We start from the raw sequence: 7,763 nt of genomic DNA on the forward strand, positions 1-7,763 counted from the left end.
ACAACCATAACAATGATAATTATAGCCTGATTTCTCACAACCTTTTGTGCCACAACATTTACTACATATAAAACCTTCAGACCATTTTATTTTTGCCAAATAAGCTTTACATGATTCATCATTTGGCAGTTCTTTTATAAAATTCAGTATATTTTGACCTTGAAAAACATCCATATCTGTTATATTTAAGGACACTAAGATACAGAAACTAAACGACTAACTCAGAAATAGTATTTATACCTTTTAACATTTAAATAACGTATTAAATCCGTTTCTTTTTCATTCATGTTTCACACAAAAACAACCTGAAATTCATTTGGTATAATACACTAAGCAACTACTTGTAAAATAAGCAACTGACAATTCCCCTTTCTTAACTTTTTCTATATAATTCTGCACTGAATAAAATTGTCTTATCACTAATAAAAGTTAATCTTTTCTGATCTACTTCTTCCGATGAATTTATACTTTATTATAAGCAATAGCATAAAAAAATTAAAATAAGTCGTTCAAATTCACAAATTAAAAAAACTTTTTATTCTGAGTATTTGTTTTTTGTTGCTTATCGTTAATTGAATTCTTACATTTGTCATTCAATTTTCAATAAAATATGGAACAATTTGTAGTATCTGCTCGTAAGTACCGTCCTCAGGTTTTTGAAGATGTTGTAGGTCAAAAGGCCATTACAAATACTTTAGAGAATGCTATAAAAAACAATCATTTAGCACAAGCTTTGTTATTTACGGGACCAAGAGGAGTTGGTAAAACAAGTTGTGCACGGATCCTAGCGAAAAAGATCAATGATAAAGACGGAACTCATACAGATGAAGATTTTGCTTTTAATATTTTCGAATTGGATGCTGCTTCTAACAATTCGGTAGATGATATTCGCTCTTTAACGGAGCAGGTTCGTATTCCTCCACAAACAGGAAAATACAAAGTCTATATTATTGATGAAGTACATATGTTGTCCCCATCGGCTTTTAATGCTTTTTTGAAAACTTTAGAAGAACCACCTGCACATGCTATTTTTATATTAGCAACTACAGAAAAACATAAAATTATTCCGACGATTTTATCTCGTTGTCAAATTTTTGATTTTAAGCGCATTGGTGTTTTGGATGCAAAACAGCACTTAAAAAAGATTGCTGAAAAAGAAGGAATTATTGCTGATGACGATGCTTTACATATTATAGCGCAAAAAGCTGATGGAGCCATGCGTGATGCTTTATCAATATTTGATAGGGTTGTTAGTTTTTCTGGAAAAAAATTAACTCGTGAAGCAGTTACAGATAATTTAAATGTACTGGACTATGATGTTTATTTTAAAATTACTGATCTAGTCCTTAAGAATAATATCCCACAAGTATTGATTGAATTCAATAGCGTTTTGAGTAAAGGTTTTGAAGGACATCATTTTATCAATGGACTTGCTTCTCATTTTAGAGACCTGTTGGTGGCAAAAGATGCTGAAACGATCTCCTTATTGGAAGTTGGTAATATTGCTAAAAAACAATATTTGACACAAGCAGGAGCTGCATCCTTACCTTTTTTATTACAAGCCATAGAAAAAGCGAATGACTGTGATTTAAAATACAAAATCAGTAAAAACCAACGCCTGTTAGTTGAACTAACTCTTATGCAAATTGCATCTATAACCTTCGAGGCAGAAAAAAAAAAAGCAGTAACTACATAATTCCAGCTTCTTTCTTCAAATCTCAGTTGATTGAAGAAAAAATTGAGAAAGTAAAGAAAGAACTTCCTAAAGAAAAAAAGCTTTCTGAAACAGCTTCTAAAACCGTTGTCCCCCCTACTCCTGCTCCAAGAATAAGAAAAGGAAAAAGGAGAACTTCTGCCTTGTCATTAAAAAGTTTGACAGAAAAAGTAGAAGCTGTTGAGATTACACCTGAATCAGAAATAGACAGAAATACACTTCCAAAAACGATTTTTTCAGAAGGAAAACTAATAAACCTTTGGACAGAATATGGCAATCAATTGATAAAAATAGGAGACAAAAGTTTAGCATCTATCATCATGGCATCCAAACCAATTTTAAAAGGTTTTCATGTGTATTACAGTCTTCCTAATCAACTGATGGCAGAACAACTTGAACGTTTACGCCCTCGACTACTTAAATACTTACGTGAGTCTTTAAATAATTACAGCATTGATTTAACAATTAAAATCGAAGTAACTGAAGTCAAAAAATTCGTTTACACGCCGCAAGAAAAATTTGACAAACTACAAGAGCTGAATCCTACAGTAGATTTACTAAGAAAAATGTTTAGACTTGATATTTAATATCCATTAATTGCATTTTTTTTATATATTGGTAACTTAACGAACTCTAGATACGTGCATCCATTTGATAAAATTTTAATAGGTATTGCTTTTTCTCCAAATATTGTAGAAAATATTCATGAAGCTGTACGTTTGGCAAATATGTTCAATGCTGAGCTGGTATGTGTTCATGTCGGTGAAAAAACAGTAAAAAAAGAATCCAAATTAGATGAGATTTTTAAGCAAGCCCCCGACTTAAACAGAAAACGAACTTTATTATTTCATACAGGAAGTCCCGTTGATGTAATTTTAGAAACATGTAAGGTTCAAAAAATTGATTTATTAATTTTAGGAGCCTTAAAAAAAGAAAATATTTACGATTATTATGTTGGTTCTATAGCTAGAATTTTAACAAGAAAAGCTCCTTGTTCCGTTTTGTTATTAATCAAGCACTCTATAGAAAGAGTTGCTTGTAAGCATATTGTTGTCAACGGACTAAAAGATCCTAAAACTAAAGAAACTATACATACTTCTTTTTATATATCTCAAGCTTTAGACTGTCGTAAAATTACAATTGTAGAGGAAGTGACGCAACAAGAGATTCACGTAATAGCAACGGATGATATTTCACTGCGTAAGATAAATATTGAAAAAAAAAGAATTTCGAATCGTGAAGAAATACGAGTAAAAGATATTTTGACACATATTCTAGAAGAGGAAAAAGAAAATATAACGATTAAAACCCAAAGTATTTTTGGGAAAAGAGGCTATTCTATTGGTCATTATGCCAGTGTTGTTAGGGCCGATTTATTAATTATGAATGCTCCGAATAAAGCAACTATCTGGGACCGATTGTTCCCACACGATATGGAGTATATATTGTCTGAACTTCCTACAGATGTTCTCATCGTAAAATAAAATATGATAAAAAAAGAATCTACTTTTAAAAGTTCTATAGCTACAATTCCGAAAAATATTTTCGCAGGGTTTGTGGTTTCATTGATTGCGCTTCCCTTAGGATTGGGCTTGGCAATAGCTTCTGAAGCTCCGCCAATTTCCGGAATTATATCCGCTGTGGTCGGTGGTGTATTAGTAGCGATACTAGGAGGTTCTAATGTAACAATCACAGGTCCTGGGAATGGACTGGTTGTTGTTTTGTTAGGTGCTATTACAACCTTGGCGGGTGGAGATTTATATCAGGGTTATCTGTTTACACTTGCTGCTATAGTGTTTTCTGGACTTTTAATGCTGCTATTAGGTTTTTTAAGAATGGGAAGTTTGAGCGACTTTTTTCCCTCCTCTGCCATTCAAGGGATGTTAGCGGCTATCGGAATTGGAATCCTAGCAAAACAGTTTCATGTTATGTTAGGCTATATCAATATTAAAGGAAGCACTATAGAGTTGCTATATGAAATCCCTTTTACAATATATCATTTTATCGTGGACACAAATGCTAATTTTATTGCTGGTATTGAAGGGGTTTTGAGTTTGATGATTATGATTTTTTATTCTAAGATTAGAAATCGTTATTTTCAATTGATTCCTGCTCCTATGTGGATTGTGGTATTGGCGATTGGACTAGCATATCATTATGAATATATCTTACAAGAAGTATATCCTGTTGACAAAAGTTTGTTAATTAATATTCCAAACAATGTCATAGAGAATTTGGCTTTTCCAGATTTCTCGAGTATGTTCAATATAAAATTCATCAATGTTGTTATTGCAATCACTCTTATTTCGAGTATTGAATCCTTGTTAAGTATAAAAGCTGTAGATAAACTGGATCCCTTAAGAAGAAGATCTAATATCAATAAAGATTTAAAAGCTTTAGGAATTGCTAGTACGGTTAGTGGACTGCTTGGTGGATTAAACGTTGTTACTGTAATTGCACGTAGTTCTGTAGGTGCAAATAATGGAGCTACCAATCGATCAGCAAATTTATTCCATGCTATATTTTTATTATTGTTTGTTTTATTGTTTAAAGAGCAATTGTGTAAAATTCCTTTACCCGCTCTTTCAGCAATCTTGGTTTATACAGGCTATAAATTAGCTGATCCTTTTAATATAGTGAAGGTGTTTCAGATAGGTGGAGAACAGTTATTAATCTTTATAGTCACTCTTTTGGCTACAATTTTTTTTAATTTAATTATCGGAATATTAAGCGGGATTCTTGTTACTTTTATCATTCACGTCGTCTTAAACCAAAACTTCACTCTATTTACTCTAAACCTCTTTAAACCAAATGTTTTGATGTACAAAGAAGATGATGAGAAAAACAATTATTATGTGAGTGTTGTTAATTTTTGTACGTTCTTAAATTACTCAAAACTAAAAGAAAAACTGGATCAGATTCCTGAAAATGAAGATGTGATTTTAGATTTTTCCAGATGTAGTTTTGTGGATCATACCGTGATGGAAAACGTAAATGACTATATCAATACCTTTACTTCTAAGGGTGGAAATTTTGAAGTCATAGGTTTAGATATGCATGGTTCTCATACAGGGCATCCCTTTGCATTACGTAGAGTAAGTGAAACCAAAAGACTGGTTTCTAAAAACCTTACAAAAAGGCAAAAGTTAATTAAAAATATAGCGGAATCTTTTCAATGGAATTTCCGTGCTGTTAAAAAGAAATCTTTTCTGTTTCTAAATAGTTTTGGTTATTTTAAGTCTAAAAAAATCATCAAAATTAAAAATGTCCTTTCTAATAACAAGACTACGGTATTTGATGTTATTTATACGGAGGGAGAATTTATTGCAAAACAGGTTATCAGAAGTACCATGATGCATATCAAAGTAAACAAAGAAATACCCTGGTTTATCTTAGATAGAGATGGACTGTTTGAGTATATATATCATCTTGCAGGTTATGAAGATATCAGAATTAAAAATCACAATGATTTTTCGAAAAGATTTTATTTATCAGGAAATGATACACAGGCTATAGGAGATTTATTTGATGATGAATTGGTCTTGTTTTTTGAGAGCAATCCTCACTATCATATTGAAGCTTCTGACAAAGGATTACTTATTGTTCACAAGGAACGCTTGGCATCAGTAAAAGAGATGAAAGCGATGATTGATTTTGGAATAAGGCTTCAGAATATTATCAATAAATAATACTATGGGGAAAATATTTGATAAAATAAATGCAGAAATAAAAGAATTTATAGATCTGCAAAAAATGTTCTTTGTAGGAACCGCTGCAGAAGAAGGACGTGTAAATGTTTCTCCTAAAGGAATGGACTCCTTTAGAGTTTTAGGCGAAAATAAAATTATTTGGTTAAACCTTACAGGTAGTGGAAATGAAACCGCTGCCCACCTTTTAAAAAACAAACGCATGACCATTATGTTTTGTGCTTTTGAAGGGAAACCTATTATTTTGCGTTTGTATGGAGAAGCAAAAATATATCACGAAAGAGATAAAAAGTTCCAAGAATATCTATCTAGCTTCCCTACTCTTGCAGGAGTAAGACAAATAATTGAAATGGATGTAGATCTTGTACAGAGTTCATGCGGTTATGCAGTACCTTTATTTGATTATAATAAAGAAAGAACACAATTAAATGATTGGGCGCTAAAACAAGGAAAAGAAAAAATAACTGCATACCACCTTAAAAAGAATTCGGTGAGTATTGATGGTTTTGAAACGAAAATTAAATAAAAACAAAGAATATGCTAGGTTTAAAACTACCAACAGACCCAAGATGGGTGAATATTGCTGAGAAAAATATTGATGAAATATTAATAGACCATGCACACTGTGAGCAAAAAGCGGCATCAACAGCAATCTCATTAATCGTTGGTTTTCCTGAATACACCGATCTTGTACAGGAAATGATTTTACTAGTGAAAGAGGAAATGAGCCACTTTAAGATGGTTTTGGATAAACTTATAGCCAAAGGTGTGGTTTTAGGGAGAGATCGTAAGGATTTATATGTTTTAGATCTTTTAAAATTCTTTCCAAAAGGAGGTAGTAGAACCGATCAATTGGTGCACAGATTATTGTATGCTGCTTTGATTGAGGCGAGAAGCTGCGAGCGATTCCGTTTACTTTCTGAAAATTTAGAAGACAAAGAATTGGCCAAATTTTATAGAGACCTGATGGTTTCTGAAGCCAACCATTATACAATGTTTTTACAGTTTGCAAGAGCTTATGGAAATCGTGAACAGGTGGATCAAAAATGGGAAGCTCTATTAGAATATGAAGCTGGTATTATGAAGGATTTGGGAACTAAGGAGTCTATTCACGGTTAATCTGTTCTTAACGGTAATTTGTTATAGGTAATCAAAGATCCTTACAGTTGTTGACAACATAGAGTCTTTCGATGTTTTCTTTTCCTCTTTAATACAAACTATTTCCATTATGAAATTTCAAGAATTAAAAGAATTTTTAGACACAAAGGTAATTCAATACAATACCTTAGATTTTATAGACTCTGACCCCATACAAATTCCTCATCTATACAAAGAAAAAGAGGATATAGAAATCGCAGGGTTTTTAGCTGCAACCATCGCTTGGGGAAAACGAGAGATGATTATTAAAAACAGTCATAAAATGATGGGATTTCTTGGAGACTCCCCGTATGATTTTGTGATGAATCATACAGATACCCAATTAGAGAATTTGGAACATTTTGTACACCGTACTTTTAATTTAGGTGATTTTAAATATTTTATCAGAGCTTTAAAACATATATATACGCACCATAAAGGTTTAGAAGCAGTGTTTACTGAACACAAATCAAAAGATTCACTTCAGCCTGCAATTCATCAATTTAAAAATATTTTTTTTGAAATCCCACACCAAAACAGAACCACTAAACATGTATCAGATCCTTTAAAAGGCTCCGCTGCTAAAAGGATCAATATGTATTTACGTTGGATGATTCGTCAAGATAATCAGGGAGTTGATTTCGGTCTTTGGACAAATATCAGTCCATCCCTACTCTCTTGTCCTTTAGATGTACATTCGGGAAATGTAGCTCGAAAACTCGGACTTTTAAAAAGAAATCAAAACGATGCAAAAGCATTATTAGAACTCGATTTAGCCCTTAGAAAAATGGATGCTACAGATCCCGTAAAGTATGATTTTGCTTTGTTTGGTCTTGGAGTCTTTGAGAAGTTTTAATTATTTGTAACTATTTGCATAAACGTTCCAACTCATCCAGCTTGCAGCCCTATTAGATTTTTTTCTTGATTAATTCTAAATTCTAATTGTTCTAAATATACATCTTTGTATCTTTTAGAATTTTGAATCTCGGTGTTTATTAAATATAAATCTGGGCTAGTTAATCTTAGTAAATATCCGATATCCTGCTGTTCAGAATATTTAACATTATAATTTAAGACCGTTGCATAATGCTCTTTTCATTTTTAGATTTCAATTTTGACTTTTTAAATCTAAAATTTATATTTTTTTTTCTTATTTTCATTGTTTATGTTAGTTATGGATCTATTTTTTGGTTCATTTTCCTTTA

Annotated in this window: 6 protein-coding genes and 1 pseudogene; 6 read left to right on the forward strand and 1 reads right to left on the reverse strand. The window is 31.9% G+C overall.

From position 1 onward, the window contains the following. A partial coding sequence (locus tag V5787_RS12195; protein WP_336893486.1) for a transposase occupies positions 1-174 on the reverse strand: 174 nt, incomplete at its 3' end. Positions 175-610: 436 nt separating this feature from the next. On the opposite strand from V5787_RS12195, the pseudogene dnaX reads away from it, so the two are divergent. The 6 genes and pseudogenes from dnaX to V5787_RS12225 all read left to right on the forward strand — a co-directional run bounded on the left by dnaX (position 611) and on the right by V5787_RS12225 (position 7,414). Continuing rightward, a pseudogene (gene dnaX, locus V5787_RS12200) lies at positions 611-2,301 on the forward strand (DNA polymerase III subunit gamma/tau). A gap of 54 nt (positions 2,302-2,355) precedes the next feature. Next, positions 2,356-3,198, forward strand: a complete 843-nt coding sequence (locus V5787_RS12205; protein ID WP_336893481.1) for a universal stress protein — start codon at positions 2,356-2,358, stop codon at positions 3,196-3,198. 3 nt (positions 3,199-3,201) lie between these two features. After that, on the forward strand, positions 3,202-5,403 hold the full coding sequence (locus V5787_RS12210; RefSeq protein ID WP_336893482.1) for a SulP family inorganic anion transporter: 2,202 nt from the start codon (positions 3,202-3,204) through the stop codon (positions 5,401-5,403). A 4-nt stretch (positions 5,404-5,407) separates the two neighbouring features. Beyond that, positions 5,408-5,947 carry a pyridoxamine 5'-phosphate oxidase family protein gene (locus V5787_RS12215; protein ID WP_336893483.1) on the forward strand — a complete coding sequence of 180 codons (540 nt, stop codon included), beginning with the start codon at positions 5,408-5,410 and terminating at the stop codon, positions 5,945-5,947. Positions 5,948-5,958: 11 nt separating this feature from the next. Then, positions 5,959-6,540: a tRNA-(ms[2]io[6]A)-hydroxylase gene (locus tag V5787_RS12220; protein ID WP_336893484.1), complete on the forward strand. Its 582-nt coding sequence runs from the start codon at positions 5,959-5,961 to the stop codon at positions 6,538-6,540. 109 nt (positions 6,541-6,649) lie between these two features. Beyond that, on the forward strand, positions 6,650-7,414 hold the full coding sequence (locus tag V5787_RS12225; RefSeq protein WP_336893485.1) for a TIGR02757 family protein: 765 nt from the start codon (positions 6,650-6,652) through the stop codon (positions 7,412-7,414). Positions 7,415-7,763: the final 349 nt, after the last annotated feature.

It is taken from the genome of Flavicella sp., assembly GCF_037132785.1.
Taxonomy (GTDB): domain Bacteria; phylum Bacteroidota; class Bacteroidia; order Flavobacteriales; family Flavobacteriaceae; genus Flavicella.